The organism is Aminobacter ciceronei (assembly GCF_014138625.1).
In the GTDB taxonomy this organism is placed as follows: domain Bacteria; phylum Pseudomonadota; class Alphaproteobacteria; order Rhizobiales; family Rhizobiaceae; genus Aminobacter; species Aminobacter ciceronei.
This window is the reverse complement of record NZ_JACJHY010000011.1, coordinates 60,608-87,070: the sequence shown is the minus strand read 5'-3', so window position 1 is coordinate 87,070 and position 26,463 is coordinate 60,608. Positions and strand designations below refer to the sequence as shown.

The 26,463-nt window shown below is 64.5% G+C and carries 26 protein-coding genes; 10 read left to right on the top strand and 16 right to left on the bottom strand.

Annotated elements, in window-relative coordinates:
- The first annotated feature begins 12 nt into the window (after positions 1-12).
- The 5 genes from HNQ95_RS13270 to HNQ95_RS13250 are packed head-to-tail and all read left to right on the top strand — an operon-like array spanning position 13 to position 5,265.
- A complete protein-coding gene (locus tag HNQ95_RS13270) occupies positions 13-951 on the top strand; it encodes a carbohydrate ABC transporter permease (protein ID WP_067968462.1) in 939 nt (312 codons plus the stop codon).
- A complete protein-coding gene (locus tag HNQ95_RS13265) occupies positions 948-1,799 on the top strand; it encodes a carbohydrate ABC transporter permease (protein ID WP_154384298.1) in 852 nt (283 codons plus the stop codon). Before HNQ95_RS13270 ends, HNQ95_RS13265 begins: the two co-directional genes overlap by 4 nt.
- A gap of 3 nt (positions 1,800-1,802) precedes the next feature.
- Positions 1,803-3,317 carry an argininosuccinate lyase gene (argH, locus tag HNQ95_RS13260; RefSeq protein WP_182574326.1) on the top strand — a complete coding sequence of 505 codons (1,515 nt, stop codon included), beginning with the start codon at positions 1,803-1,805 and terminating at the stop codon, positions 3,315-3,317.
- Positions 3,317-4,354, top strand: a complete 1,038-nt coding sequence (locus HNQ95_RS13255; protein ID WP_154384300.1) for an ABC transporter ATP-binding protein — start codon at positions 3,317-3,319, stop codon at positions 4,352-4,354. The genes argH and HNQ95_RS13255 overlap by 1 nt, the downstream gene beginning before the upstream one ends.
- The gene (locus HNQ95_RS13250; protein WP_067967718.1) at positions 4,351-5,265 is read left to right on the top strand and encodes a carbohydrate kinase family protein; all 915 of its coding nucleotides are present in this window, start codon (positions 4,351-4,353) and stop codon (positions 5,263-5,265) included. Before HNQ95_RS13255 ends, HNQ95_RS13250 begins: the two co-directional genes overlap by 4 nt.
- A 26-nt stretch (positions 5,266-5,291) precedes the next feature.
- On the opposite strand, the gene pcaF is transcribed toward HNQ95_RS13250, so the two are convergent.
- From pcaF to HNQ95_RS13205, 9 genes are all read right to left on the bottom strand, one after another.
- Positions 5,292-6,494: a 3-oxoadipyl-CoA thiolase gene (gene pcaF, locus HNQ95_RS13245; protein WP_154384301.1), complete on the bottom strand. Its 1,203-nt coding sequence runs from the start codon at positions 6,492-6,494 to the stop codon at positions 5,292-5,294.
- Positions 6,491-8,470 carry a 3-hydroxyacyl-CoA dehydrogenase NAD-binding domain-containing protein gene (locus HNQ95_RS13240; protein ID WP_182574327.1) on the bottom strand — a complete coding sequence of 660 codons (1,980 nt, stop codon included), beginning with the start codon at positions 8,468-8,470 and terminating at the stop codon, positions 6,491-6,493. Before HNQ95_RS13240 ends, pcaF begins: the two co-directional genes overlap by 4 nt.
- A gap of 2 nt (positions 8,471-8,472) precedes the next feature.
- Entirely contained in the window at positions 8,473-8,868 is a 396-nt protein-coding gene (locus HNQ95_RS13235; RefSeq protein ID WP_067967726.1) for a RidA family protein, read from the bottom strand.
- A gap of 1 nt (position 8,869) precedes the next feature.
- Positions 8,870-9,277, bottom strand: a complete 408-nt coding sequence (locus HNQ95_RS13230) for an acyl-CoA thioesterase (RefSeq protein ID WP_067967728.1) — start codon at positions 9,275-9,277, stop codon at positions 8,870-8,872.
- A gap of 10 nt (positions 9,278-9,287) precedes the next feature.
- Complete coding sequence (locus tag HNQ95_RS13225; protein WP_246340736.1) at positions 9,288-10,481, bottom strand: acyl-CoA dehydrogenase family protein; 1,194 nt, start codon at positions 10,479-10,481, stop codon at positions 9,288-9,290.
- 3 nt (positions 10,482-10,484) lie between these two features.
- Positions 10,485-11,333 carry an enoyl-CoA hydratase family protein gene (locus HNQ95_RS13220; protein ID WP_182574328.1) on the bottom strand — a complete coding sequence of 283 codons (849 nt, stop codon included), beginning with the start codon at positions 11,331-11,333 and terminating at the stop codon, positions 10,485-10,487.
- Entirely contained in the window at positions 11,330-12,106 is a 777-nt protein-coding gene (locus HNQ95_RS13215) for an SDR family NAD(P)-dependent oxidoreductase (protein WP_246340738.1), read from the bottom strand. The genes HNQ95_RS13220 and HNQ95_RS13215 overlap by 4 nt, the downstream gene beginning before the upstream one ends.
- Before the next feature lie 2 nt (positions 12,107-12,108).
- Positions 12,109-14,436: a bifunctional salicylyl-CoA 5-hydroxylase/oxidoreductase gene (locus HNQ95_RS13210; protein WP_154384304.1), complete on the bottom strand. Its 2,328-nt coding sequence runs from the start codon at positions 14,434-14,436 to the stop codon at positions 12,109-12,111.
- Positions 14,437-14,608: 172 nt separating this feature from the next.
- Positions 14,609-15,157: a cysteine hydrolase family protein gene (locus HNQ95_RS13205; RefSeq protein ID WP_154384305.1), complete on the bottom strand. Its 549-nt coding sequence runs from the start codon at positions 15,155-15,157 to the stop codon at positions 14,609-14,611.
- A gap of 105 nt (positions 15,158-15,262) precedes the next feature.
- Here HNQ95_RS13205 and HNQ95_RS13200 point away from each other — a divergent pair, with 105 nt between their 5' ends.
- Complete coding sequence (locus HNQ95_RS13200; protein ID WP_182574330.1) at positions 15,263-16,237, top strand: GlxA family transcriptional regulator; 975 nt, start codon at positions 15,263-15,265, stop codon at positions 16,235-16,237.
- Positions 16,238-16,265: 28 nt separating this feature from the next.
- Here HNQ95_RS13200 and HNQ95_RS13195 read toward each other — a convergent pair whose 3' ends face one another.
- The 3 genes from HNQ95_RS13195 to HNQ95_RS13185 form a co-directional block, all read right to left on the bottom strand.
- Positions 16,266-16,790: a MarR family winged helix-turn-helix transcriptional regulator gene (locus HNQ95_RS13195; protein WP_182574331.1), complete on the bottom strand. Its 525-nt coding sequence runs from the start codon at positions 16,788-16,790 to the stop codon at positions 16,266-16,268.
- A gap of 95 nt (positions 16,791-16,885) precedes the next feature.
- Positions 16,886-17,854: a threonine ammonia-lyase gene (locus HNQ95_RS13190; protein ID WP_182574332.1), complete on the bottom strand. Its 969-nt coding sequence runs from the start codon at positions 17,852-17,854 to the stop codon at positions 16,886-16,888.
- Entirely contained in the window at positions 17,851-18,630 is a 780-nt protein-coding gene (locus HNQ95_RS13185) for a GntR family transcriptional regulator (protein WP_182574333.1), read from the bottom strand. Before HNQ95_RS13185 ends, HNQ95_RS13190 begins: the two co-directional genes overlap by 4 nt.
- 150 nt (positions 18,631-18,780) lie before the next feature.
- On the opposite strand from HNQ95_RS13185, the gene HNQ95_RS13180 reads away from it, so the two are divergent.
- The 4 genes from HNQ95_RS13180 (at position 18,781) to kynU (ending at position 22,867) form a co-directional block, all read left to right on the top strand.
- A complete protein-coding gene (locus HNQ95_RS13180) occupies positions 18,781-19,767 on the top strand; it encodes an ABC transporter substrate-binding protein (protein ID WP_067967750.1) in 987 nt (328 codons plus the stop codon).
- Positions 19,768-19,892: 125 nt separating this feature from the next.
- On the top strand, positions 19,893-20,672 hold the full coding sequence (locus HNQ95_RS13175) for an ABC transporter ATP-binding protein (RefSeq protein WP_182574334.1): 780 nt from the start codon (positions 19,893-19,895) through the stop codon (positions 20,670-20,672).
- A gap of 5 nt (positions 20,673-20,677) precedes the next feature.
- Complete coding sequence (locus HNQ95_RS13170; protein ID WP_182574335.1) at positions 20,678-21,601, top strand: ABC transporter permease; 924 nt, start codon at positions 20,678-20,680, stop codon at positions 21,599-21,601.
- An 18-nt stretch (positions 21,602-21,619) separates the two neighbouring features.
- Positions 21,620-22,867, top strand: a complete 1,248-nt coding sequence (gene kynU, locus HNQ95_RS13165; protein ID WP_182574336.1) for a kynureninase — start codon at positions 21,620-21,622, stop codon at positions 22,865-22,867.
- Positions 22,868-22,913: 46 nt separating this feature from the next.
- Here the strand turns inward: kynU and HNQ95_RS13160 are convergent, their stop codons facing one another.
- Genes HNQ95_RS13160 through HNQ95_RS13145 form a run of 4 tightly spaced genes read right to left on the bottom strand, consistent with a single transcriptional unit; the run spans position 22,914 to position 26,256 of the window.
- The gene (locus tag HNQ95_RS13160) at positions 22,914-23,600 is read right to left on the bottom strand and encodes an ABC transporter ATP-binding protein (RefSeq protein WP_182574337.1); all 687 of its coding nucleotides are present in this window, start codon (positions 23,598-23,600) and stop codon (positions 22,914-22,916) included.
- Positions 23,597-24,346, bottom strand: a complete 750-nt coding sequence (locus tag HNQ95_RS13155) for an ABC transporter ATP-binding protein (RefSeq protein WP_067967763.1) — start codon at positions 24,344-24,346, stop codon at positions 23,597-23,599. Before HNQ95_RS13155 ends, HNQ95_RS13160 begins: the two co-directional genes overlap by 4 nt.
- The gene (locus tag HNQ95_RS13150) at positions 24,339-25,310 is read right to left on the bottom strand and encodes a branched-chain amino acid ABC transporter permease (RefSeq protein ID WP_182574372.1); all 972 of its coding nucleotides are present in this window, start codon (positions 25,308-25,310) and stop codon (positions 24,339-24,341) included. Before HNQ95_RS13150 ends, HNQ95_RS13155 begins: the two co-directional genes overlap by 8 nt.
- Positions 25,311-25,335: 25 nt before the next feature.
- Positions 25,336-26,256, bottom strand: coding sequence for a branched-chain amino acid ABC transporter permease (locus tag HNQ95_RS13145; protein ID WP_182574338.1), 921 nt, complete (start codon positions 26,254-26,256; stop codon positions 25,336-25,338).
- Between the last annotated feature and the right edge of the window lie 207 nt (positions 26,257-26,463).

Sequence of the window (26,463 nt, the reverse complement as noted above, 5' to 3'; positions counted from 1 at the left end):
GGCTTGATGTCTGTGACAGCGGATCAACAGGGGGCGGCGCTGAGCCGCCCCGGCGCGACCTTCTGGGAACGCCGTTCCATGCGGACGAAGCGGCTGGTGTGGGTGTGGAGTTTCCTCGCTCTGCCGATCCTGTTCTATTCGGTGATCCGCTTCTACCCGACCATCGAAGCCTTCTGGCTTTCGCTGACCAACTGGGACCTTTTGAAGCCGCCGCAGTTCATCGGCCTGGCCAACTACGAGAAGCTGTTCGCAGACCCGCAGTTCTGGAAGGTGTTCAAGAACACCTTTGCCTATCTGCTCGTCGGCACGCCGATCAGCCTGTTGCTGTCATTCGTCATTGCCTACCATCTCGATCGCGTGCGTTTCATGCACGGGTTGATCCGCGGTCTCTATTTCCTGCCCTATTTGACCACGGCTGCCGCGATGGCCTGGGTGTGGCGCTGGTTCTACCAGCCGGCACCGATCGGCGTGATCAACAATGCGCTCGGCACGCTCGGCATCCCCCAGCAGCCGTTCATCCGCTCGGTCGACCAGGCCTTGCCGTCGATCATGCTGACGGCGATCTGGGCCGGCCTCGGCTTCCAGATCATCATCTTCATGGCCGGCCTGCGGTCGATCCCCAACACCTTCTACGAGGCGGCGCGGATCGACGGCCTCGGCGAATGGGCAATCCTGCGCAAGATCACGCTGCCGCTGCTCAAGCCGACAACCGTGTTTCTCGTCGTGTTCTCGTCGATCGGCTTCCTGCGCATTTTCGACCAGGTCTACAACATGACCACCAACGACCCGGGCGGCCCGCTCGGCTCGACCAAGCCGCTGGTGCTGATGATCTACCAGACGGCGTTTTCGTCCTACGCGATGGGATATGCGGCGGCCCAGACGGTGGTGCTGTTCACCATCCTGCTGTTCGTATCGCTGTTGCAGCTCTGGATCCTGAGGGAAAAGAAATGAGTGCCGTCACCCAAACGCCGGCGCTGTCCCACGCCAACGTCAAGCCCGGCCGCATCCTCGCCTGGACGCTGTTGTTCATCGGCGGCCTGATCATGGTGACGCCGCTGGCCTTCATGTTCTCGACGTCATTCAAGACGGCCGGTCAGGTCTATGACCTCAGGCTCATTCCGGCAGCGCCAACCTTCGCCAACTACGTCGCGATCCTGGCCGACGGGCGCTTCATGCGCTGGTTCTTCAACTCGATGTTCGTTGCCGTCATGGTGACGCTGTCGAACGTCTTCTTCGACAGCCTGGTCGGCTACACGCTGGCCAAGTTCGAGTTCCGCGGCCGCTACTTCATCTTCCTGGCCATCCTGTCGACGCTGATGATCCCGACCGAGATGCTCGTCATCCCGTGGTACCTGATGTCGGCCAATCTCGGCTGGCTGGACAGCTATTGGGGCATCATGTTTCCCGGCATGATGACGGCCTTCGGCACCTTCCTGATGAAGCAGTTCTTCGAAGGCGTGCCCAACGATTTCCTCGAAGCAGCCCGCGTCGATGGCCTGAACGAGTTCCAGATCTTCTGGAAAGTGGCGATGCCGCTGGTGACACCGGCTCTGTCCGCGCTCGCCATCTTCACCTTCCTCGGCAACTGGACGGCGTTCTTCTGGCCGCTGATCGTGACCACCAGCAAGGAGCTCTACACCTTGCCGGTCGGCCTATCGAGCTTCGCGGTCGAACAGTCCATCCAGTGGGAAATGATCATGACGGGTGCTGCGATCGCCACCCTGCCGACGCTGATCGTTTTCCTCGTGCTCCAGCGCTACATCGTCCGCGGCGTCATGCTCGCCGGGCTCAAGGGATAGAAAATGTCTGAACTGAACCCGAGGCTCTCCGACAAGAGCGTCTTCCCCGATCCCGTCTACAAGGAGACGGTGCTTCGGCCGCTTTTCGACGGCGCCAAGACACACCATGTCGACGGCTTCCGCGCCATCGACCGGGCGCATCTGGTAATGCTGACCGAGACCGGTATTCTTGATGCCAAGCAGGCGTCGGCGATCGCCGGCGCTCTCGAAGCCATCGACCGTGAAGTCGATCCTGAGAAGCTGGTCTATACCGGCGAGGTCGAGGACTTCTTCTTCCTTATCGAAAAGGAACTGAAGGCCCGCCTCGGCGCTGATGTCGCCGGACGCCTGCACACCTCGCGCTCGCGCAACGACATCGATCACACGCTGTTCAAGCTAGGGCTCAAGCAGCGCATCGATGCGCTGATGGTCAAGGCGCGACATCTGCTGGCCGCGATGATCGACGCGGCCGAGCGTGAAAAGGCGACACTGATCGTTGCCTACACGCACGGCCAGCCGGCGCAGCCTTCGACATTCGGGCATTACCTGTCGGCTGCCATCGAGGTGCTGCTCCGTGACATCGAGCGCTTCGAAGAGGCGCGCAAGATCGTCGACCTGTCGCCGATGGGGGCCGCCGCCATCACCACGTCGGGTTTCCCGATCGACCGGCAGCGCGTCGCCGATCTGCTCGGCTTTGCCGCACCCTTGCGCAATTCCTACAGCTGCATCGCGGCATCCGACTACATCACCTCGACCTATTCGGCGATCGAGCTGATGTTCCTGCATCTCGGCCGCCTGATCCAGGACTTCCAGTTCTGGACCAGCTTCGAGGTCGGACAAGTCTACGTGCCGAACGCATTCGTGCAGATCTCCTCGATCATGCCGCAGAAGCGCAACCCGGTGCCGATCGAGCATATGCGGCTGCTCGCCAGCCAGACGATGGGCCGCGCCCGCACCGTACTCGGTGTCATCCACAACACGCCGTTCACCGACATGAACGACAGCGAAGGTGAAACGCAGTCGATGGGCTACGAGGCGTTTACCGCTGCCTCCCGCGTGCTCGACCTGCTCGCCGCCTTCGTCGGCGCGATCCGCATAGATCCGGAGCGTGTGGCTGAAAACATCCGCCGCTCGTGCATCACCATCACCGAACTTGCCGACTCGCTCGTCCGCATCGAGGACCTGTCCTTCCGCGAGGCGCACGAGATCGCGGCGACGGTCGCCAAGGCAGTGGTCGCGGCTGGCGGCGGGCTTGCCAAGGATGGCTACGCGCCGTTCCTCGAAGCCTTCAGGCATTCGACCGGACGCGAACCGAGCTTCGGCCGTGACAAGTTCGAAGAGATCGTCTCGCCCGAACATTTCGTTGCCGTGCGCGACCGTTTCGGCGGCCCGGCACCGGCGGCGATGGCCGAGGCGATCGGCGTCTACAGGAAGAAGGCAGCGGCATTGGAAGCCGTCGCACAGGAACATGCCGGGCACGAGGCGAAAGCCGCAAAAGAACTCGGTGAGAAATTCAAGGCACTGGCGGGGGCGCTCTGATGGCGACGATCGAACTTGAAAAGCTGGTCAAGCGCTACGGCAAGGTGGACGTCGTCCAGGGTATCGACCTTGAAATCGCCGACGGCGAATTCGTGGTCTTCGTTGGGCCTTCGGGCTGCGGCAAGTCGACGACCTTGCGCATGATCGCCGGGCTCGAGGACATCTCCGGCGGCACGCTGAAGATCGGCGGCGAGGTGGTCAACGAGCGTGACCCCAAGCAGCGCAACATCGCCATGGTGTTCCAGAACTACGCCATCTACCCGCACCTGACCGTGCGCCAGAATATCGGCTTCGGTCTCTACACCTCGAAGCTGTCCAAGGCCGAGAAGGACCAGCGCATCGAAGAGGCGGGCAAGATCCTCGGCCTTGAGAAATATCTCGACCGCCGTCCGGCGGCTCTTTCGGGCGGTCAGCGCCAGCGCGTCGCCATCGGCCGCGCCATGGTGCGCAATCCTTCGGCCTTCCTGTTCGACGAGCCCTTGTCCAACCTCGACGCCCAGCTGCGCGCCCAGATGCGCATCGAGATCAAGCGCCTGCACCAGAAGCTCAAGACGACCACGGTCTATGTCACCCACGACCAGGTCGAGGCGATGACCATGGCCGACCGCATCGTCGTCATGAAGGACGGCCACATCCTGCAGGTGGGCACGCCGACCGATCTCTACGAAAACCCGGTCGATGTCTTCACCGCGCGCTTCATCGGCAGTCCGTCGATGAACCTGGTGCCGGGCCGCAAGAACGGCAAGGGCATCGAGCCCGCTGCCGGCGGCGACATCCTGATTGGTGTGCGCCCGCACGAACTGACTGCAGCCGTCGAGAAGTCGGACGGCGGTCTGGAGCTCACCGGAACGGTGACGGCGGTCGAGCCGCTCGGACCGGAGACGCTGGTGCATCTCGATGTCGACGGCAGTGCCGTGATTGCCACTGCGCCGAGCAAGTTCATCCCCGCGACGGGCAGCACGCTGACCTGCCGCGCGGCGCCGGGCAGCCTCTATCTCTTCGACGCCAAGACCGAGAAGAGCCTGGGCCGGCAATGACATCGGAAAATGCAAAGCGTCCGGCGGTGCTTAGCATCGGGCGGATTTACTGTGACCTGATTTTCACCGGCCTGGCTGCGCTGCCCGAGCCGGGGCGCGAGGTGTTTGCGCAGGACATGAAGATGGCTGCCGGCGGCGGCGCGTTCATTGCGGCCGCCCACATGGCCCATGCCGGGCGTCAAGTCGCTCTGGTGGCGCGCCTTGGCACGGACGCGCTGTCGACAGGGATCGAGGCTGAGCTCGGTGCCAGCAATGTCGACCTGCGCTTCGTCGAGCATTCGCCCGGTGCCGGGCCGCAGGTTACCGTCGCCTCGGTGATCGGCAACGACCGCGCCTTCCTGTCGCGGCGTGCTGGGACCGCGCTGCCGGCGACGCTTGACGCCGCACTCGACTGGAGCGACGCCGGCCATCTGCACATCGCCGAATATGCCACGCTGCACGAGATCCCCGATCTGGTCAGCCGCGCCAAGGCCAGGGGGCTGACCGTCTCGCTCGATCCGAGCTGGGACGAGACGCTGATCTACGAAGCCGAACTGCTCGATCGCTGCGCCGGCGTTGATATCTTCCTGCCCAACATGGAAGAGGCCACCGCCATTACGCAGGAGAACGATCCGATCGCGGCAATCGAGATCCTGTCCAGGGACTTCCCGATCGTGGCCCTGAAAGCGGGCGGCGAGGGCGCGTGGTTGAAGGCCGCTGCCCAGTTGCTGCACCGCCGGGCCGAAGAGGTCCCTGTCGTCGATACGACGGGCGCGGGCGATGCCTTCAATGCAGGCTTCATCGACGCATGGCTTTCGGGTCAGTCCGAGCAAGCCTGCCTTGCCGCCGGCATCACTTATGGCAGCCTTGCCGTCCAGGCGGCGGGAGGTTCGGCGATCCTGCGCCAGCCGCTGCGCAGGGCTGCTGGCTGACGGTTACGAACGAGGCGCGCCGCCTGCTACGGCCGGCTAATCAAAAGCGAGATGCCCTGGCCGACACCGATGCACATGGTGGCCAGCGCGCGTCTTGCGCCACGCAGGTCGAGTTCCAGTGCTGCGGTCAGTGCCAGACGTGCGCCCGACATGCCGAGCGGGTGGCCAAGCGCGATGGCGCCGCCGTTCGGATTGACGTGGCCCGCGTCGTCGGCAAGGCCGAGCTGGCGCATGCATGCCAGCGACTGCGCGGCGAAGGCTTCGTTGAGTTCGATTATATCGATGTCTGATATGACAAGGCCGGCGCGGTCCAGAAGCTTTTGCGTCGAGGCGACGGGGCCGATGCCCATGATGCGCGGGGCAACGCCTGCGGTCGCCATGCCATCGATTTTGGCAAGCGGCTTGAGACCGTGGCGTTCGACGGCGCGTGCCGATGCGATGATGACGGCTGCGGCCCCGTCATTGACGCCCGACGCGTTGCCGGCGGTCACCGTGCCGCCATCTCTGAAGGGTGCCGAAAGGCCCGCAAGCTTTTCGATCGTCGTTTCGCGCGGATGCTCGTCGTGCTCGACGACGGTCGCTTCGCCCTTGCGGCCCTTGATGGTGACAGGAGCGATTTCGCGGGCAAAACGGCCGCTCTTCTGCGCTGCGGCGGCACGAGCCTGGCTGCGCAGGGCGAAGTGATCCTGATCCTCGCGTGAAATGGAAAACTCGGCGGCGACGTTCTCGGCCGTTTCAGGCATGGAATCGATGCCGTATTGTCTTTCCATCAACGAATTGACGAAACGCCAGCCGATGGTGGTGTCGAAGATCTCGGTGCTGCGCTGGAATGCGCTTGAAGCCTTGGGCATGACAAAGGGCGCGCGCGACATGCTTTCGACGCCGCCGGCAATGATGATGTCAGCTTCTTCGAGCTTGATGGCGCGTGCTGCATAACCAACCGCGTCGAGGCCGGAGCCGCAGAGGCGATTGATCGTCGTTCCGGACACCGATACCGGCAGGCCCGCAAGCAGGGCAGCCATGCGGGCGACATTGCGGTTGTCTTCGCCGGCCTGGTTTGCGCAGCCGAGCACGACCTCATCGATCTGGTCGGCGGGGATGCCAGGGTGCCGCGCCAGCGCTTCGCGAATGGCGTGAGCGGCGAGATCATCAGGGCGCACAGAGGCAAGCGCGCCGCCATAACGGCCGATCGGGGTGCGGACGCCGCCTACGATGTATGCTTCGGTCATGGTGTGATGTCCTTGTGCGTTTCGGCTGCAAACATCGGCCCGCCCTTGTGCTCCGGAAAACCGTAGCCATTGATCATCACCAGATCGATGTCGCTCGATCGCGCGGCGATGCCCTCGGTGAGCAAGGCAGCGCCTTCGCCGGCCATGGCGCGCAGCAACCGGTCGACGATCTCGTCGACCGTAAAGCGGCGGGGCGAGATGTCCTTGGCCGCGCGTGCGGCGGCGATCAGCGCAGTGACCTCTGGATCGACGGCCTTTTCGCCTGACGCATAGTCGTACCAGCCCTTGCCTGTCTTGCGACCGAAACGGCCGGCTTCGCAAAGCTTGTCGGCGATCTCGACATAACGCGCGTTTGGATCGCGCGTTGCCGCCTGCCGCTTGCGTCGCGCCCAGGCGATCTCCAGCCCGGCCATGTCGTAGACGGTGAAGATGCCCATCGGAAAGCCGTAGGCTTCGAGTGCTGCGTCGACCTCTTCGGGGGCTGCACCGTCCTCGACCATGAACTCCGCCTCGCGGCGATAGGCCGAGAAGATGCGGTTGCCGATGAAGCCTTCGGTTACGCCTGAGACCACCGGCAGCTTGCCGAGTTGCCTGGCGAAGGCCAATGCGGAAGCGAGCACGTCGGGCGCGGTTGCCTTGCAGTCGACGACCTCGACCAGGCGCATGATGTTGGCCGGCGAAAAGAAGTGCAGGCCGACCACGCGCCCGGGGTGAGCAGTCGCCGCCGCGATCTCGTCGGGGTTCAGGTAGCTGGTGTTGGTTGCGAGGATCGCATCCGGCCTGACGATGCCGTCGAGGCGTTGGAACAGCTCGGTCTTGACCGCGAGATCGTCGAACACCGCCTCGATGACGAGGTCTGCTGCGGCGAGTTCGCCGATGTTCGCAGCCACGGCCAGCCGCGCAAGGCATCCGTCGCGAACTGTCGCCGTAAGGCGCCCTGACTGGACCGCCTTGTCGAGAATGCCGGCGATGCGCTCGCGCCCTTTGGTGGCGGCGTCTTCGGTCTGCTCGATGCCGACGACGCGGTAGCCAGCTGTCAAGGCTGCGACCGCGATGCCGGCACCCATCAGACCGGTACCGACGATGCCGACCGTCTCGATCCTGCGTGGGGCAATGCCCTCAAGCTTGTCGACCTTGCCGGCTTGCCGCTCGGCGAAGAAGACATGGCGCAGGGCTGCCGCCTCATTGGAGTCCCGCAGGCGCAGGAAGGTGGCGCGCTCCTCGGCGAGACCGTCCCGGAAAGTCCTTTCCGAAGCCAGCCGGACAAGGCGAACGGCCTCGGCAGGTGCCGATTGGCCGCGTGATCTGGACAAGACCTTTTTTGACGCCGCCTCGACGGCGGCTAATTCGGCGATCGGGACATCGAGCAAGCCCGTGCGCCTTTGCGACTGACCGGCGAGTTGATGGACAAGGCCGACGGCTGCCGCGAGATGATCGGCTGCGACGCCGTCGACAAGGCCGAGCTTGATGGCTTCATCAGGCCTGACTGTGCGGCCGCTGCCGATCAGGTCGATTGCCGCGACGGTGCCGATGAGGCGCGGCAGGCGCTGGGTGCCGCCGGCGCCCGGCACGATGCCGAGCTTGACCTCCGGCAAACCGAAACTCGCCGCCTCGCCGGCAACGCGCCCATGGCAGGCAAGCGCGATCTCGCAGCCGCCGCCGAGGGCAGCACCATTGACGGAAGCAACCACCGGCTTGCTGCAATTCTCGATACGCTGCATGACCTCGGGAAGCGTCGGCTCGACCGGTGGCTTGCCGAACTCCCTGATGTCGGCGCCGCCGACAAAGGTGCGGCCGGCGCCGGTGATGACGACGCCGATGACGGTGCCAACGGCTGACGCATGGTCGAGTGCCTTGACCAGCCCCTGCCGGACATGCGCCGAGGTGGCGTTGACGGGCGCATTGTCGATGATGACGACGAGCACGCCGTCACGGATGCTGCCCGAAACGCTCTCCGAAAACCGCGTCGCGCTCATGGCTATGCCGGGATGACCGCGGTGGCCTGGATCTCGATCTTGGCGCGGTCCTCGACCAGCGCCACCACCTGCATGGCGGCCATGGCGGGGAAGTGGCGGCCGATCACGTCGCGATAGGCCTGGCCGAGGCCGCGCAGGTTCTCGGTGTATTCCTTCTTGTCGGTGAAGTACCAGGTCATCGTGGTGATGTGGTGCGGCTCGGCGCCGCCGGCCTTCAGCACGGCGACGACGTTTTCCAGCGTCTGGCGCACCTGGCCGACGAAGTCGTCGGTCTCGAACTGGCACTGCGCGTTCCAGCCGATCTGGCCGCCGACGAAGATGGTGCGGCCGCTCGCGGCGATGCCGTTGGCATAACCGATGGGCTTGGCCCACCCTTCGGGTTGCAGGATCTCATGCATCTCAAGTCTCCAGGCGGCTTTCGAGCGCGGCGCGGAGGTCATCCGGCCAGGCAAGCGATTTGTGGGTATCGAGCGAAGTGGCGACCACGCTGTGGCGGGCGCTCCAGAGCAGCGTGCCGGCGGCCGAAACCTTGTGCTCGAGATCGAGCGAGGAGCGGCCGATGCGGCGGACGAACAGCTCGAAGTCGAGCGTGTCGCCATGGAAGCCCGGGTGGGCAAAGGTGAGGTCCAGTCGCACCGTCGGCGTGCCGATGCGCCGTTCGGCGATCAGGTCTTTCCACGGCGCACCTGCATCGCCGAAGAACTCCTCCAAAACACCGACGAGGATGTTCAGGTAAGACGGGAAGTAGGCGATTCCGGAGGGATCGCAGTCTCCGAAACGCAGCGGCCTTGAGGTACGGAAGGGCACGTCAGCTCTCCTACCTCAAGGCCTTCATCAGCTCGCGGCCGATGATCAGCTTCTGCACTTCGGTGGCGCCTTCGTAGATGCGCAGCGCACGGATCTCGCGATAGAGGCGCTCGGTGATCTCGCCGACACGCACGCCGCGGCCGCCGAACAGCTGCAGTGCCTGGTCGATGACCCACTGGGCGTTCTCGGTCGCCGTCATCTTGGCCATGGCGGCCTCGCGGGTGATCGGCAGCTTTTGCACGTCGCGCCGCCAGGCAGTACGCACGGTCAAGAGCGAGGCTGCGTCGATGGCAGTCGCCATCTCGCCCAGCGTGCTCTGAGCGGTCGGCAGGTCGGCCAGCGTCGCCCCGAACATCTTGCGGGACCTGGCGTGCGCTACGGCTTCGTCGAGGGCGCGGCGGGCAAAGCCGAGGGCTGCGGCAGCCACTGACGGCCGGAAAATGTCGAGCGTGCGCATGGCAATCTTGAAGCCTTCGCCCGGTTCGCCCATCAGCTGGGATGCCGGGATGCGGCAATCGTCGAACCTGACGCGTGCCAGGGGATGCGGGGCGATCGTCTCGATGCGCTCGGCGATCGAAAAGCCCGGAGTGTCGGCATAGACGACGAAGGCCGAGATACCGCGCGTGCCGGGCGCCTCGCCGGTGCGGGCAAAGACGGTGTAGACGTCGGCGATGCCGCCATTGGAGATGAAGACCTTCTCGCCGTCGAGCACATAGGTGTCGCCATCACGGCGGGCGCTGGTACTCATGGCGGCAACGTCGGAGCCGGCCTCTGGCTCGGTCAGGGCGAAGGCCGAGATCAGTTCGCCTCGGGCAATCTTAGGCAAGATGGCCTGCTTGAGTTCGTCCGTACCGGACAGGCTGATCGCGCCGGTGCCTAGTCCCTGCATGGCAAAGGCGAAGTCGGCGAGACCGTCGGCATAGGCCAGTGTCTCGCGGATCAGGCAGAGCGAACGGCTGTCGATCACGTCCGACGCGCCGCCGAAGGCCGCCGGCACGCAGTGGCGCAGCATACCCGCCTGACCAAGCGCCGCCACCAGCTTCTTGCAGGCGCCGTCGGCATTGCCATGGTCGATCTCGCCCAGCCCGCCGCTGGCGATGAAGGCGTCGAGTTCAGCCGCCAACGCGCGGTGGGGGTCGGCGAAGAACGGCCAGTCGAGGTGGTCGCGGGTTGGCGCACTGGTCGGCATCAAATGCGCGGCCATGGCTCAGTTCCCCTTGAATTCGGGCTTGGCTTTGGCGGCGAAAGCCTCGAAGGCGCGGCGAAAGTCGCCGGTCGCCATGCAGATCGCCTGGGCCTGCGCTTCGGATTCGATCAGCTGGTCGATGCCCATCGCCCATTCCTGGTCGAGCATCTTCTTGGTCATGGCATGCGCAAACCAGGGGCCGTCGGCCAGGTTGCGGGCGAATTTCTGCGCCTCGGCGAGCAGTGCGCCACGCTCATGCAGCGCATTGTAGAAGCCCCAGGCATGGCCCTCGGTCGAGGTCATGACGCGACCGGTGAACAGAAGTTCGGCGGCGCGGCCCTGGCCGATGATGCGCGGAAGGATGCCGCAGGCGCCCATGTCGGCGCCGGCCAGGCCGACGCGGGTGAACAGGAAGGCGGTCTTCGCCTCCGGGGTTGCGACGCGGTAGTCGGACGACATGGCGATGATCGCACCGGCGCCAGCGCAGATGCCGTCGACGGCGGAGATGATCGGTTGCGGGCAGGCGCGCATCTGGCGCACCAGATCGCCGGTGAGGCGGGTGAAGTCGAGCAGGTCATGCATCGGCATGCGGGTCAGCGGCTCGATGATCTCGAAGACGTCGCCGCCCGAGCAGAAGTTGTTCTCGGCACCCGTGATGACGATGGCGCGCACGTCGCTGGCCCGGTGCAAGGCGCGGAACAGGTTGCCGAGTTCCTCGTAGCTCTCGAAGGTCAGCGGGTTCTTCTTCTCTGGGCGGTTCAGCGTGATCGTCGCGACCTTGCCGTCGGCATCGGTCTCGAACTTGAAGTGCTGAGCCTTGTGGCCCTGGAAGGGATGCTTCTTGTCCTGCATCGGGTTGGTCACGGTCATCCTCCCAGAACTTCGCCGCCGGCGACCGGGATCGCCTGGCCTGTGATTGCGGTTGCCTTTTCCGAGGCGAGCCAGAGCACGGTGTCGGCCACTTCCTCTGGCGTCACCAGCCGCCCTTGCGGATTGACGCGGGCGAGCGTGGCGCGTGCCTCTTCGGCCGAACGCCCGGTCTTGCCGGTGATGGTTTCCACGGCGCCGTCGAGCAGCGGCGTGTCGGTGAAGCCGGGGCAAACCGCGTTGACGGTGACGTCGGTGCGGGCAAGCTCAAGAGCCAGCGCGCGCGTCATGCCGACCACGCCATGCTTTGAAGCGCAATAGGCTGAGACATAGGCATAGCCGGTCAGGCCGGCGGTGCTGGCGACATTGACGATGCGGCCCTTGCCGGCGCGCTTGACCGAAGCAAGCGCTGCCTGTGTGACCAGGAACGTGCCGGTGAGGTTGATGCCCATCACCCGGTTCCACAATGCCAGGTCGGTTTTGTCGAACGGTGCCGACGGCGCTTCGCCGGCGCAGTTGACCAGCACGGCGATGTCGCCTGCATGCGCAATCGCCTTGGCGATGCCTGCCTCGACCGAATGCGCATCAGTGACGTCGAAGCCATCAAGGACGAAGGCCTCGCCGCCCATCTTGGCGATCTCGTCGCGCACCGCCTCGAGCGGCGCGGCACGCCGTCCGCACAGGCTGACGCCATGGCCGTCGGCGGCGAGCGCAAGTGCGATGGCGCGGCCGATGCCGCTGCCGGCGCCGGTGACCAGGGCGTGACGCTTGGCCATGCTCATGCCTTGCCCGTGGGAGCAGCCGCCGCGGCGCGGGCGAGGTTGTTCACATATTGGGCACGGGCCGAATGATACTGCTTTGGCCAGGCCTGTTCGGCATAGCCGATCTTTGCCGCCTCATGCATGACGAAAGACGGGTCGGCGAGGTGCGGGCGGGCGACGGCGCAGAGATCGGCGCGGCCGGCGGCGATGATCGAGTTGGCGTGATCGGCTTCCGAGATCGCACCCACGGCAATTGTCGGCACCTGGATCTCGTTGCGAATCTTGTCGGAGAAGGGCGTCTGGAACAGGCGGCCATAGACTGGCTGCTCTTCCTTGACCACCTGGCCCGACGAGCAGTCGATCATGTCGGCGCCGGCGTCCTTGAACATCCTTGCGAAGATCGCCGCGTCTTCAGGCGTGTTGCCGCCTTCGTACCAGTCATGGGTGGAGAGACGCACCGAGATCGGCTTGTCCTCAGGCCAGACGGCACGAATGGCGCGGAACACTTCGAGCGGATAGCGGGCGCGGTTCTCGTGGTTGCCGCCATATTCGTCGTCGCGCAGGTTGGTCAGTGGCGACAGGAAGGAGGACAGCAGGTAGCCGTGGGCGGCATGCAGTTCGAGGATGTCGAAGCCGAGGTCGCGGGCCCGCTCCGTGGCACTGACGAAATCGGCCAGAACGCGATCCATATCCTCGCGGGTCATGGCGCGCGGCATGTCGGAGTGCTTGAGATAAGGCAGGGCGGAGGCCGAGATCAGCGGCCAGCCGCCTGAGGTCACCGGCTGGTCGATGCCTTCCCAGGCAACCTTGGTCGCGCCCTTGCGGCCGGCATGGCCGATCTGGATGCCGATTTTCGCCGGCGTCTGCTGGTGGACGAAGTCGACCATGCGCTTGAAGGCTTTCGCCTGCTCGTCGTTCCACAAGCCGAGGCAGCCGGGCGTGATGCGCGCGTCTGGCGACACGCAGGTCATCTCCGGGAAGACGAGTGCTGCACCACCCATGGCGCGGGCGCCGATATGGACGAGGTGGAAGTCGTCGGGCAGGCCGTCGGTGGCCGAATACATCGCCATCGGCGACATCACGATGCGGTTCTTCAGCGTCAGCCCGCGGATCGAAAACGGCGTGAACATCGGCGGCGGTACCGAGCCGTTGGGGGCAGGCGACACGCCGGCGCGCTCGGCGAACCAGCGCTCGAAACCTTCCAACCAGTGCTTGTCGCGCAGGCGCAAATTCTCATGGCTGATGCGCTGCGAGCGGGTCAGCATCGAATACATGAATTGCTCGGGTTCGAGCGTGTCGGCATAACGGGTGCCCACCACTTCGAACCACTCCATGGCGTTGCGTGCCGCATTCTGGATGCGGGCGACGTCGACGCGGCGTACTTCTTCATAGGCTTCGAGCACGGCCGGGATGCTGGCCTTGTCGTGGCCGATGAGGTCGAACTGGCGGGTCAGCTCGATGGCGTCGTCGATGGCGAGCTTCGTGCCGGAGCCGATGGCGAAATGCGCGGTATGGGCACTGTCGCCCATCAGGACGACGTGGCTTTGGCCATTGAAGTGGCTCCACTTGTCGCAGATCAGGCGGCCGAAATTCAGCCAGGCCGAGCCGCGCAGATGGCGCGCGTTGGTCATCAGCTTGTGGCCTTCGAGCGTCCCGGCAAACAGCTTCTCGCAAAACGCGATCGACTGATCCTGGTCCATCTCGTCGATGCCATGCGCCTTGAACACTTCGTCGGTGGTTTCGACGATGAAGGTCGAGGTGTTGTCGTCGAAACGATAGATGTGCGCCTGGAACCAGCCGTGCTCGGTGCGCTGGAAGTCGAAGGTGAAGGCGTCGAAGCGCTTGTCGGTGCCGAGCCAGATGTAGCGGTTCGGCCGCATCACCATGTCGGGCTTGAAGATGTCGGCATATTTGTGCCGGATGCGCGAGTTCACGCCATCCGACGAGATGATGAGGTCGGCTTCGGGGAAGTCATGGTCGCCCTGCACGTCGGTCTCGAACACCAGCTCTACGCCGAGCTCGATGCAGCGCTCCTGCAGGATGTTCAGCATCTTTTTGCGGCCGATGCCGACGAAGCCGTGGCCGGTGGTGCGGATCTTGCGACCCTTGAACACCAGCTCGATGTCATCCCAGTGGTTGAAGGCGTCCTCGATGGTCTCGGCGGTAGCCGGGTCCCACTGGCGCATCGACTGCATGGTGGCGTCGGAGAAGACCACGCCCCAGCCGAAGGTGTCGAAGGGACGGTTGCGCTCGACGACGGTAACCTGATGCTCGGGGTGCTGCTTCTTCATCAGCAGGGCAAAATAGAGACCGGCCGGTCCGCCACCGATACAGACAATGCGCATGCCGTCCTCCTCCTGAAGCCGTTCGGTCAAGTGGACATGCGTGCCCGACCCTGACCATGGAGGCACCATGGACGCTTTCAAAAAAAACTTCAAGCTTAAAGTTATTTTGGAAGTGAACGCAAAAAGGCCCCGGTCGGCGAGCGCGCGACCGGGGCCAGAAGGCCTGAATGTACTAGCGCGACAGGTACGTCGTGGTATCCACGAGTTCGCCATAGCCGAAGGCGATCGCTGCCATGACGGCGTCGTGGACCTGGGCGGCTGGCACCGTCTTGCCGTTGAACTCGAGATCGCGCGTGGCGCAGGCATCGTGGACGACCGATGTCTTGTAGCCGAAGTCGGCCGCAGCACGGGTGGCGCCTTCGACGCACATGTGGCTCATCGCGCCGACGATGACGACTTCCTCAATGCCCTTGGCGTCGAGTGTCGCCTTGAGGTCGGTCTCGCGGAATGAATTGACGAAGTTCTTGGTGATGACCTTCTCGCCGTCGGCCGGGGCGACGGTGGCGTTGATCTCGATGCCCGGCGTGCCGGGCGCAAAGATCGGAGCGTCGGCGGCCTTCGAGAGATGGCGGACGTGGATGACGGTGTCGCCCTTGGCACGCGCCGCCGCGATGATGCGGGCGGCGTTTTCAGTTGCCTGTTCGATGCCGACGAGCGGCATGTTCCCGCCCGGGAAATATTCGTTCTGGATGTCGATGGCGATCACCGCGCGTTTGCTCATGTCCCTGATGCCTTTGCTGTTGGGAAGGATATTGCCTGCAGGATGCAATGGATTATGGTGCCGACCCATTGGCGATATCGACATAACAAGGGGTGATTTCGACAAATGGCAAAAGCTGGCGTCATCGAGATCGGGCTGGTGTTGTACCCCGGCGCGCAGATGTCGGCGGTGCTTGGCATGACCGACCTGTTCGAGCTCGCCAACCGCACCGCCGCACGCAAGAGCCGCGGTGCAGCGCCGAACCAGCTGCGCGTCAGCCACTGGCGCGCGGACCAGGCGGAGCATGCGCCTCAGCGGGTGTTCGACACCCATCCCGACGCTTCAGGCGTAGCTGAGGTCTATGTCGTGCCGCCGGCGCTCGGCGATCCGATTTCGCGAGAGACTATCGCGTCGCTCGCCGGCTGGCTGCGCCAGCGCCATGGTGCTGGCAGCGTGCTGGCGTCCGTCTGTGCCGGCGCCTTCGTGCTCGGCGAGACCGGGTTGCTGGCCGGGCGGGTGGTGACGACGAACTGGGTCTATGACGAGGCGTTCCGGTCGCGTTTCCCCGAGGCCAGGCTCGACACCGACAGGCTGCTCATCGATGACGGTGACATCATCACTGCCGGCAGCCTGATGGCCTGGACCGACCTGGGCCTTCGGCTGGTCGACCGCTTCCTTGGGCCGACCGTGATGATCGAGACGGCCCGCATCCTGGCGCTCGACCCTCCCGGGCGCGAGCAGCGCTACTACAGCGCGTTTGCGCCGCGACTCAGCCATGGCGACGCCGCCATCCTCAAGGTGCAGCATTGGCTGCAGGCGGGCGAAGGCAAGGAACTGAACCTGGCCGTGCTGGCGTCAATGGCCGGCCTTGAGGAACGCACCTTCCTGCGCCGCTTCCAGAAGGCGACCGGGCTCACCACAACCGAATATGGCCAGCGCCTGCGTGTCGGCAAGGCGCGCGAGCTGCTGCAATTCACCACGCAGACGGTCGACAAGGTGGCCTGGGAGGTCGGCTATGGCGATCCTGGTGCTTTCCGAAAAGTCTTTGCTCGCATCGTCGGGCTGACGCCGAGCGACTACCGGGCCCGGTTTCGGGCTTAGCGCATTCTTGAGGCGAGTGACGCAGCGCTTAGCTGCCCTTGGCCAGCGACGCGACGATGGAGCGCTTCAGCTTGCCGAGTTCGTCGAGCAGGATGCCGCCGTCCTTGGCCGACAGAGTGCCGAACAGGTCGCCGATCCAGTCGGCATGGGCTGCGGCCATCTTCTCGAATTCGGCGCGGCCGAAGGGCGTCAGCGCGATGATCTGGACGCGGCGGTCGGTGGGCGAGGTGGTGCGGCTGATGTGGCCGCTCTCGGCCAGACGCTCGACCAGGACGGTGATGTTGCCGGGCGATACCATCATGCGCTTGGACACTTCGCCCAGCACCATGCCGTCCTGGGCTCGTTCGAGCTGTGCCATCAGGTCGAAGCGGGGCAGGGTGGAATCGAACTCTTCGCGCAGGCGGCGGCGCACTTCTGTTTCAACCAGCGTCGAGCAGGTCAACAGGCGCAGCCAAAGGCGAAGCTCGGTGCCGTGATCCGCAGGCGCTTCGAGTACCTTGGTCTCGCCGTCCACCCAGCCTTCGGCGCCGGCTGTATCCTTGCGCTCTTCCATCTGTGTCAGGGTCTTTCCTCGCCGCGGCCGGTGCGCCGGCTATCCTCTCGGGCAGTTGTAGTGCCGTTTCGCGCGATAGTACAAGCTTGAAAGGTTCAAGGGGCAGGAATGTTGCCGGCAAGAACCGCCGAGTAAGCGGCGGCATCGATGTTGCCGCCAGAGATTACGCATACGATGTTGCCCCTGGCATGTTGGCTCGTCAGCGCCGCAGCCAGCGAAGCTGCCCCCGCGCCCTCGGCGACGACCTTGGACTTGGCGAACAGCAGCCGCATAGCCTCGGTGACCTGCATCAGGCTGACTGACACCGCGCCGTCGATCAGCTCGCGCGCGATGGGCCACAGCTGTGGCACCAGCGACGGGCCGCCGATGCTCTTGATGAAGGAGGGGCGCGTCTCGATGTCGACGATGCGGCCAGCCGCAAGAGCCGCCGTCACAGGGGCGGCGTTCTCGTCCTCGACGGCGAAGACTTTTGCCTCGGGTCGCAAGGCCTTGACGGCGCTCGCCACGCCCGTGGTCATCGAGCCGCCGCCATAAGGCGTCAGCACGACGTCGACCTCGGGCAGGTCCTCGACAATTTCCATGCCGATGGAGCCGTTGCCCGAAAGTACTGCCTGGTCCGTAACCGGGTTGATCAGAAGCTCCGGAAATTCGGGCCGGTCAGCGCCGATGATGTATTGCCACCATGTCTCCATGGAGATGAAACGGACTTCGCCGCCGAGGCGACGAACGCCATCGATCTTTGTCTGCGGCGCGCCCGCATACATGTAGGCTGCCATCGGCACGCCGAGCCTGTTGGCAGCCCAGGCCATGCCATAAGCCATGTTGCCGGAGCTCGTGGTGGCGACACCCCGGGCGAGCGTCTCGCGGTCGCGTGACAGAAGGGCGTTCAGCGCCGGCCGCAGCTTGAACGCGCCGATCGGTGACAGCGTCTCGAGCTTGAGGAAGATCTGCCGGTCGGGCAGGCCGAGATCGAGGCGGACCAGCGGCGTTCGCGGAACATGAGAGGCGATTCGGGCGCGGGCGGCGCTGATCTCGTCCAGAGACGGGCGATAGGGGGCGGTCATTCGGCGGCCGAGGGTGTTCTGAGGCTGCCGGCGCGGGCGGCGTGTCTGCTGCCGCTGTAGTCCTCGGTGTGGACATAGACATGCAGCGTGTAGCCGATGTGATCGATCATCAACGCCTTGGCCTTTTCGAGATCGCGGTCGAGTGCGGCTTCCATCAGGGCGGTGTGCGGTCCGATCGACTGTGCCTCGTTAAGGGCTGCCATTGCCTCTTCGTAGCCCTGCTTCTGGCCCGCGGCCGCGCGCAAGGTTGGTGCTAGTCCTAGGAACCTGTGATGGCGCCGGAGCTGGTCGGAGATTGTCGAGCGGAAGCGCAGCAGCCAGTTCGAGGTGGCGGCACTTAGCAGCGCCGAGTGGAACGCCTCGTGCTTCTCGTCCCAGTCATCGACGGAGGCATCGGAAGGATCCTCGACTGCGGTCTTGCAGCGCGACAGGCGGTAATGCGCGGTAACCACAGCCTCTTCCCAGTCGCTGCCACCCTTCTCGATCGATTCCAGCAGAAGCGGCAGTTCGACCACCATCCTGGCTCGCGCCAGATCTTCCAGCTCCTGGCGTGAAACCGAAGCCACGGTGAAACCGCGATTGGAAATCGCCGTCACCAGCCGTTCAGCCTCAAGTCGCGACAATGCCTCGCGCAGCGGCGTCCAACCAACGCCATAGGCCGTGCGCAGTGCGCTCAGCTTGAGTGGAGCTCCCGGCATCAGCCGGGTGGTCAGGATGTCTCGGCGCAGCAGCCGGTAGGCTGCTTCCGTCTTGGTCGAATGCTCGTCATCCTGCATCGTGATCCGTCCCTGTCTCTGCAAAAAATTATATATCATGGAGGCTCATGGCAAGAATTATATATAATGTTTGACAGAGCCCTCCGGACTGCTCATGATTGCCTCCATGCCGCCGCTAGGGGTGTGGCGCAGTCAATCTGGGAGGAATCGATGAGAAACTTGAAATCCGGTCTGATGTCGGGCCTGGTTCTGGCCGGCGCGCTTGCCGTCAGCCTTGGTGCAGCCGTTGCCGACCCGATCAAGATCGGTGTCGCCAATTTTGGCGAACACCCGCAGCTCAACGCCGCCGTCGCCGGCTTCAAGAAGGCGCTGGCTGACAATGGCTATGTCGACGGCAAGGACGTCGTCTTCACCGAAAGCCACACCAATTTCGACGCGTCGCTGGTTCCCCAGATGATCGCCAAGCTGCAGGCCGAACAGCCCAAGCTGATGTACACCGTCACCACCCCGGTGTCGCAGATCGCCAAGAAGGCGCTCGCCGGCTCGGGCATCAACATCGTCTTTTCGGCTGTGACCGACCCGGTCGCCGCCAAGCTGGTCCCGTCGTGGGAAGCCGGCGACGAAGGCATGACGGGTGCTACCGACCTGCAGGACGTCAAGGCGGTGATGGAATTCACCAAGAAGCTGCTGCCGAACGCCAAGCGTTTCGGCGTGCCCTACAATCCGGGTGAAGCCAACGACGTCGCTCTGGTCGAGAAGATCAAGGAAGCAGCGCCTGCCGCTGGCTTCGAAGTGGTCGAAGTGGGTATCGACAACGTCAACGACATCCAGCAGCGCATCGCTTCGCTCGCCGGCAAGGTCGACGTGATCTACGGCCCGACCTCGAACCTGATCCAGCCGGCTATCCCGGCCGTTGCCGCCGCGGCCCGCCAGGCTGGCATTCCGGTCGTCAATGCCGACGACAATGCAGTCCGCGACGGTGTCGTGCCTGCCAGCTTCGCGGTGAACTACGAGCAGGTTGGCATCAACGCCGGCAAGATCGCCGCCGAAATCCTGAAGGGCAAGGACCCCAAGACCATCGCGCCGTCGCGCCCGGCCTATGAGGACCATGCCGCGACGATCTCGAAGAAGGCCATGGCCGCCTTCGGCATCGAGATCCCCGCGTCGCTCGCTGATTGCGGCTGCATCGTCGACTAACACTCGACTTCGTCAATACTGGTAGCGGCGTCTGGCGCATCGGCCCAAGAGGCACGATGCGCAGGTTCAGAAACTTGGAGCGCCCTGGCGCTCCAAGGCGCCGTTACCTTTTCCGGGAGGGACGGATGCTCGAAATCCGATCTGCACGTAAAGTTTTCTACAAGGGCCAGGCCGACGAAAAAGTCGCGCTGGACGGCCTCAGCCTCAAGCTCGCCACCGGTGAATTCGGCGTCGTCATCGGCTCCAACGGTGCCGGCAAGAGCAGCATGCTCAATGCCATTTCGGGGGCGCTGGTGCTCGATTCCGGCCAGATCCTGATCAATGGAGACGACGTCACCGGCATGCCCGTTCACAAGCGCGCCATTCGCCTGGCTCGCGTTTTCCAGGATCCGATGAAAGGCACCGCCGCCTCGATGACGGTCGCCGAAAACATGCTGCTCGCAGATCTGCGCAGCAAGAAACGTACCTTGCGCCAGGGGCTCAATGCTTCACGCCTCGCGGCCTACAAGGAGCGTCTGGCACTTCTCGGCCTCGGTCTCGAAAATCGCCTGGACACCCGCGTCGAACTGCTTTCGGGGGGGCAGCGCCAGTCGCTGTCGCTGATCATGGCGGTGGGCGGCTCTCCGGATCTGCTGCTGCTCGACGAGCATACCGCGGCGCTCGATCCGCGCACCGCCGACATCGTCATGCAGGCGACCGTGCGCGCCGTCGATGCCCTGAAGCTCACCACGCTGATGGTGACGCACAACATGCAGCATGCCGTCGATTTCGGTCACAGCGTCATCATGCTGGATGCCGGCAAACTTCGGCTCGAAATCTCCGGCGAGGAAAAGGCCAAGGTCACGGTTGTCGACCTGATCGGCCATTTCTCCGTGAAAACCGACCGCATGTTGCTGGCGAGCTGATCATCATGGACTTTATCCAGACCGTTTTCACGAGCTTCGTCTCGCTCATTCCCGTCACCCTGGCGCAGAGCCTGATCCTGGCATTTGTCGTGCTTGGCATCATGATTCCGTTCCGTACCCTCAATTTCCCCGACCTCACCAGCGAAGGCGCATTCCCGCTCGGCGGCTGCGTCTGCGGCGTGCTTCTGGCGGCTGGTGCTTCTCCGCTGACGGCGCTTGCCGTGGCGCTGATCGCCGGTTTCCTCGCCGGCTGCTGCACCGCCTTCATCCACCTGCGCTTCCGCATCCACACACTGCTCGCCGGCATCCTGATGATGACGATGCTGTACAGCATCAACCTGCGCATCATGGGCAAGTCGAACCTGTCCGTGTTCGGCGCGCCGACGGTTTTCGACTGGGCGCCGTTCGTCCAGCCCGGCTTTCCGGCCGCCAAGATCATCGTTGCCGGCCTCATTGGCGCGATCGTCTTCATCCTGCTCAACATGTTCTTCAAGACCGAGAAGGGCACCGCGATCCGCGCCGTCGGCGCCAATCCCGACATGGCCGAAGCGCAAGGCATCAATGTCTGGGTCGCCACCATCGGCGGCGTCGGCCTCGCCAGTGCGTTCTCGGCGACCAGCGGCGCGCTGATGGTGCAGAGCCAGGGCTTTGCCGACGTCAATATGGGCCTCGGCATCCTGATCAACGGCCTTGCCGCGCTGATGATCGGCGAAGCCATCGTCGGCAAGCAGACTGTGCTGCGCCAGCTCGCTGCTCCGTTCGTCGGCGCTGTCGTCTACTACCAACTGGTCTCGTTCTGTCTCGCCGCCGGCATGCCGCCCCCCGATCTGAAGCTCGCCACCGGCCTGTTCGTGCTCGCCATGCTTGCACTTCCAAGCCTGCGTCGCAGCCGGGGCCCGGCACAAGCACGCGAAACCGTTCGCGAATAATCAAGGATAGCCCGCATCATGACTGCATTTCCCGATCTCGCCGCTGTCGAGGCGATGGACGCTGTCGACCCGCTGCGTTCGATGCGTGATCGCTTCATCCTGCCGGAAGGAGTGATCTATCTTGACGGCAACTCTCTGGGCGCCGCGTCGCATGCTGCCTTCAGCGAGCTCCAGGCAGCTGCCTCCAAGGAGTGGGGGCAGGATCTGATCCGCGCCTGGAACACCGCCGGCTGGTTCGACATGCCGACCGAGCTGGGCGACCGCATCGGCCGCCTGATCGGTGCTGCAGCTGGCCAGACGGTTGTCTGCGACACCACGTCGACCAACATCTACAAGGTGCTGCATGCAGCCCTTGCGATGCGACCCGACCGTTCGGTCATCGTCGCCGAAGGCAACAGCTTCCCGACCGATCTCTACATGGCGGAAGGCGTTGCCTCGACGCGGGCCGGTGCCGTGCTCCGGCTCGAGGGCGTCGATGCGCCAAGCATCGAAGAGCTGATCGACGACAAGGTTGCGGTGGTTCTCGTCAACCACGTCAACTACAAGTCGGGCGAGCTGCGCGACATGGCGGCGCTGACCAGAAAGGCCCAGGCGGCAGGTGCCCTGATCGTCTGGGATCTCTGCCACTCGGCAGGTGCCCTGCCGGTTGATCTCGACGGTGCCAATGTCGATTTCGCCGTTGGCTGCACCTACAAGTATATCAATGGCGGTCCCGGCGCCCCGGCCTTCATTTACGCCGCCACGCGTCACCTCGCCGACGTTCAGCAACCGCTGAGCGGCTGGTGGGGACATGCCAGACCCTTCGCCTTCGAGCAGGGTTATGCGGCGGACGCCGGCATTCGCCGGTTCCTGTGCGGTACCCAGCCGATCCTGACCATGCGGGCGCTCAAGGGCGCGCTCGATGACTGGGACAACGTCGACATGGCAGCGCTGCGCAAGAAAAGCATTGCCCTGACCGACCTGTTCATCCAACTGGTAGAGGCCAGGTGCGGCGCCTACGGCCTCAAGCTGGAAAGCCCGCGCGACGGCACGAAGCGCGGCAGCCAAGTCTCGTTCGAGCACGACAACGCCTATGCCATCATGCAGGCGCTGATCGCGCGCGGCGTCATCGGCGACTTCCGCGCACCGGCTACGGTGCGCTTCGGCTTTACGCCGCTCTATGTCGGCTTCAAGGACGTCTGGCAGGCGGTCGAGATCCTCGAAGACATCATGCGGACCGGCGCCTGGAAGGAAGCCCGTTTTGCCGTCAAGTCGGCAGTGACCTGATCTCAGGTCGAATGGAAACGAAAAGGGCGGCAGATGCCGCCCTTTTTCATACACCGAGATAGCGGTCCTGGATGTCAGGCGTCAGCCGGTCCGGCGTGCCTTCGAATACGGTCACGCCCTTCTCCAGCACGAAGCAGCGGTCGGCCACCGGCAGCAGCTCCGACAGCGTCTTGTCGACAACCAGGATCGACTGACCCGCAGCCTTGAGCTTGCGGATCGCCGCCCAGATGTCCTGACGGATGACGGGTGCAAGACCCTCGGTCGCCTCGTCCAGAATGAGCAGGCTGGGATTGGTCATCAGCGCGCGGCCAATCGCCAGCATCTGCTGTTCGCCGCCCGAGAGCGTGTTGGCATACTGGTCGCGGCGTTCGCCGAGGCGTGGAAACAGCTCGACGACTTTTTCCAGTGTCCACTCGCTGCCGCGCGCTGCGGCAAGCAGGTTTTCCAGAACGGTCAGGTTGGGAAAGCAGCGCCGTCCCTCCGGAACCAGACCCAGGCCGAAGCGGGCGATGCGATGTGGACGCATGCCGGCGACCTGGCGGCCGGCGAAGCTGATTGAACCGGAGCGCGGCTTCGCCAGGCCGAGAATGGAGTTGATCGTCGTCGTCTTGCCCATGCCGTTGCGGCCCATGAGCGCCACGACCTCGCCCTCCTTGACGTCGAGCGAGACGCCGAAGAGCGCCTGCGATGCGCCGTAGAAGGTTTCGACGCCTTTGAGTTCGAGCAGGCTCACGCGGCTTCTCCGAGATAGGCCCGGCGGACTTCGGGGTCGTTGCGGATCTGGTCGACAGTGCCGGTGGCAATGACGCGGCCGTAGACAAGCACGGAGATTCGGTCGGCGAGGGCGAAGACGGCATCCATGTCGTGCTCGACCAGCAGGATCGGCGCTTCATGGCGCAGACCGTCGAGGAACCTGGTCAGCGCTTTCGAGCCCTCCGGACCCATGCCGGCCATCGGTTCGTCGAACAGGAAGGCCTTTGAGCCGAGCGCCAGCGCAATTGCGATCTCGAGCTGACGGCGTTCGCCATGCGACAGCTCGGCAGCGGGCAGGTGGGCGCGTCCGGCGAGACCGACGCGCTCCAGCATCGCCATTGCCGGTTCGGTCAGGCTCTTGTCGCTCATGACAGGGCGCAAGAATCGGAAGCTCGTGCCCTGGCGTGCCTGCACCGCCAGCATGACGTTGCGCAGGGCGGAAAACTCCTGCGCCAGCGACGAGATCTGAAAGCTGCGGCCGAGGCCGAGACGGGCGCGCGCGGCCATGTCGAGCCCGGCCATGTCCTGGCCGAGGAAGCGGATGCTGCCGCTGTCCGGCCGCAACGAGCCGGAGATCTGGTGGATCAGCGTGCTCTTGCCGGCGCCGTTGGGCCCGATCAGCGCGTGGATCTCGCCGGGCCTGAGTTCAAGGCTGACGCCATCTGTCGCCTTCAGGGCGCCGAAGGTCTTGCGGAGGTCGCGGATTTCGAGGATCGGCTCAGCCATGACGCGCCTTTCCGGCCAGCAGACCGAGCAGCCCGCCGCGGGCAAACAGAACGACCCCGAGCAGGATCAGCCCAAGGAAGAACTGCCAGCGTTCGGTGATGCCGCCAAGGGCGAATTCGAACAGGACATAGAGCATGGCCCCGGCGACGGGTCCGAACAACCGGCCCTTGCCACCCAGGATGATCAGCACGATCAGTTCGCCCGACATATGCCAGGACAGCATGGAGGGGCTGACGAATTTGTTGAGGTCGGCAAACAGCGCGCCGGCGAGGCCGGTGACCATTGCCGAGATCGCGAAGGCAACCAGCCTGATGTTGAATGGAGCGATGCCGACAGCGGACAGCCGCGTTGCGTTCTGCCGGGCCGCCTGCAAGGACGCGCCGAAGCGCGAGCCGCGCAGCAGCCAGAACAGACCGAGCGCCAGCATCAGAACTGCATAGCAGATCAGGAAATAGGACAGCGGCTGGGCGGTGTTCACACCGGGGAATTCGTTGCGCACATAGATCGAAAGCCCGTCCTCGCCACCATAGGCCGGCCAGGACACGGCGAAGTAGTAGATCATCTGCGCGAAGGCGAGCGTGATCATGATGAAGTAGACGCCCGCGGTGCGCAGGCTGATGGCGCCGATCGGCAAGGCGATCATGCCGCAGACGAGAACCGCGACGAGCCAGATGATGGGCATCGATGCGGTGCCGGGGATACCGGCGAACAGCGGCACGCCGTCAAAGGCATGGGTGGCGAGGATACCGGCAGCATAGCCGCCGAGGCCGAAGAAGGCGGCGTGGCCAAACGACACCAGCCCGCCAAGGCCAAGTGCGATGTTGAGGCCGACGGCGGCGAGCGCCAGGATGGCGATGCGCGTTGCGAGCGTGATGTAGAACGGCTCGCCCATCGTCTGCGCCACCAGCGGCAGGCCGAGCAAAAGCAATGCGAGGCTGACGTTGACGATGGTTTCGGGGGTCATGATGGGTGCGTTGGTCATGACGTCCTCACGACTGCGTCGCAAACAGGCCGCTCGGCCTGAAGGCAAGGATGAGCGCCATGACGATGTAGATCAGCATCGAGGCAAGTGCTGCACCTATCGGGCCGGCCTGGGCGGCGGGGATCATCAGCGCCAGAGCCTTGGGCAGCAGGAAACGCCCCATGGTATCGACGACGCCGACCAGGATGGCGCCTAACAAGGCGCCCTTGATCGAGCCGATGCCACCGATGACGATGACCACGAAGGCGAGGATCAGCGCCGGCTCGCCCATGCCGACCTGCACCGACTGCAATGCGCCGACGAGCGCGCCGGCAAGACCGGCCAGTGCAGCGCCAAGTGCGAAGACGACGGTGTAAAGGGTGCGGATATCGACGCCGAGTGCGGCGATCATCTCGCGGTCGGACTCGCCGGCGCGGATACGCATGCCGAGCCGCGTCCGCGAGATCAGCACATACAGGCCCAGTGCTACCACGACACCGACGCCGATGATGGCGAGACGGTAGAGCTGGTACTGGCCGCCGCCGGGCAGGGGGACTGCGCCTTGCAGCAGCGGCGGAATGTCGAGATAGAGCGGGAACGAGCCGAACAGCCAGCGCGTGCCTTCGGAAAAGATCAGGATCAGCGCGAATGTCGCCAGCACCTGGTCGAGATGGTCGCGGTCATAGAGGCGGCGTATGACCGTCACTTCGATGATTGCGCCGGCCGCTGCCGCAGCAACGAGGCTCGCCGCCAGGCCGATCCAGAACGAGCCGGTGGCAGCCGCGACCGCAGCACATGCGAAGGCGCCGATCATGTAGAGCGATCCATGGGCGAGGTTGATCAGGCCCATGACGCCGAAGATCAGCGTCAGGCCGGCGGCCATGAGGAACAGCATCACCCCGAGCTGCAGCCCGTTGAGAAGTTGCTCGAGGAGCAGTGCTATGGACAAGGGGACGCTTTCGCTGGCTGGATTGTCGTTTCAGTGTGGCGGGACGCCTACAACTCTTCAAATGCGCTGCTGAGGGAATTCGACCCCCACTCCGGGTTGCTTCGCAAACCACCTCTCCCCCGTTCGACAGTGGAGAGGAAAAGCCGCTGCGGCTTGGCTCCTTTCCTCTCCCCTTATGAGGAGGAGAGGTGCCGAGCGCCGCGAGGC

Coding starts and splice junctions, on each gene's coding strand:
- HNQ95_RS13265 (WP_154384298.1), top strand. CDS start 948: ATGAGTGCCGTCACCCAAACGCCGGCGCTGTCCCACGCCAACGTCAAG.
- argH (WP_182574326.1), top strand. CDS start 1,803: ATGTCTGAACTGAACCCGAGGCTCTCCGACAAGAGCGTCTTCCCCGAT.
- HNQ95_RS13255 (WP_154384300.1), top strand. CDS start 3,317: ATGGCGACGATCGAACTTGAAAAGCTGGTCAAGCGCTACGGCAAGGTG.
- HNQ95_RS13250 (WP_067967718.1), top strand. CDS start 4,351: ATGACATCGGAAAATGCAAAGCGTCCGGCGGTGCTTAGCATCGGGCGG.
- pcaF (WP_154384301.1), bottom strand. CDS start 6,494: ATGACCGAAGCATACATCGTAGGCGGCGTCCGCACCCCGATCGGCCGT.
- HNQ95_RS13240 (WP_182574327.1), bottom strand. CDS start 8,470: ATGAGCGCGACGCGGTTTTCGGAGAGCGTTTCGGGCAGCATCCGTGAC.
- HNQ95_RS13235 (WP_067967726.1), bottom strand. CDS start 8,868: ATGCATGAGATCCTGCAACCCGAAGGGTGGGCCAAGCCCATCGGTTAT.
- HNQ95_RS13225 (WP_246340736.1), bottom strand. CDS start 10,481: ATGGCCGCGCATTTGATGCCGACCAGTGCGCCAACCCGCGACCACCTC.
- HNQ95_RS13220 (WP_182574328.1), bottom strand. CDS start 11,333: ATGACCGTGACCAACCCGATGCAGGACAAGAAGCATCCCTTCCAGGGC.
- HNQ95_RS13215 (WP_246340738.1), bottom strand. CDS start 12,106: ATGGCCAAGCGTCACGCCCTGGTCACCGGCGCCGGCAGCGGCATCGGC.
- HNQ95_RS13210 (WP_154384304.1), bottom strand. CDS start 14,436: ATGCGCATTGTCTGTATCGGTGGCGGACCGGCCGGTCTCTATTTTGCC.
- HNQ95_RS13205 (WP_154384305.1), bottom strand. CDS start 15,157: ATGAGCAAACGCGCGGTGATCGCCATCGACATCCAGAACGAATATTTC.
- HNQ95_RS13200 (WP_182574330.1), top strand. CDS start 15,263: ATGGCAAAAGCTGGCGTCATCGAGATCGGGCTGGTGTTGTACCCCGGC.
- HNQ95_RS13195 (WP_182574331.1), bottom strand. CDS start 16,790: ATGGAAGAGCGCAAGGATACAGCCGGCGCCGAAGGCTGGGTGGACGGC.
- HNQ95_RS13190 (WP_182574332.1), bottom strand. CDS start 17,854: ATGACCGCCCCCTATCGCCCGTCTCTGGACGAGATCAGCGCCGCCCGC.
- HNQ95_RS13185 (WP_182574333.1), bottom strand. CDS start 18,630: ATGCAGGATGACGAGCATTCGACCAAGACGGAAGCAGCCTACCGGCTG.
- HNQ95_RS13180 (WP_067967750.1), top strand. CDS start 18,781: ATGAGAAACTTGAAATCCGGTCTGATGTCGGGCCTGGTTCTGGCCGGC.
- HNQ95_RS13175 (WP_182574334.1), top strand. CDS start 19,893: ATGCTCGAAATCCGATCTGCACGTAAAGTTTTCTACAAGGGCCAGGCC.
- HNQ95_RS13170 (WP_182574335.1), top strand. CDS start 20,678: ATGGACTTTATCCAGACCGTTTTCACGAGCTTCGTCTCGCTCATTCCC.
- kynU (WP_182574336.1), top strand. CDS start 21,620: ATGACTGCATTTCCCGATCTCGCCGCTGTCGAGGCGATGGACGCTGTC.
- HNQ95_RS13155 (WP_067967763.1), bottom strand. CDS start 24,346: ATGGCTGAGCCGATCCTCGAAATCCGCGACCTCCGCAAGACCTTCGGC.
- HNQ95_RS13150 (WP_182574372.1), bottom strand. CDS start 25,310: ATGACCCCCGAAACCATCGTCAACGTCAGCCTCGCATTGCTTTTGCTC.